Below are 266 nucleotides of genomic sequence, written 5' to 3'. Positions count from 1 at the left end.
ACGCCAACGGCCGCTTCGATCTCGACACCGCGATCTGCTATGCGAAGGCGCTTTCGCAATACGACCTGTTCTGGTACGAGGAACCGGGCGATCCGCTCGACTTCGAGCTGCAGGCGACGCTGCGCAATTACTACGACAAGCCGATGGCGACGGGCGAGGACCTGTTCTCGATGCAGGATGCCCGCAACCTGATCCGCTACGGCGGCATGCGCGCCGACCGCGACTGGCTGCAGTTCGACTGTGCGCTGAGCTACGGCCTCGTCGAG

The 266-nt window shown here is 63.9% G+C and carries 1 protein-coding gene; it reads left to right on the top strand.

Translation table 11 applies throughout. From position 1 onward, the window contains the following. On the top strand, window positions 1-266 hold a 266-nt coding region (locus SB764_RS40935), incomplete at both ends, for an enolase C-terminal domain-like protein (protein ID WP_410866890.1).

Source organism: Paraburkholderia sp. SIMBA_027 (genome assembly GCF_046535315.1).
GTDB lineage: Bacteria > Pseudomonadota > Gammaproteobacteria > Burkholderiales > Burkholderiaceae > Paraburkholderia > Paraburkholderia tropica.
Note: the sequence above shows the minus strand (reverse complement) of the source record. Positions and strands in the feature narration are given on the sequence as shown.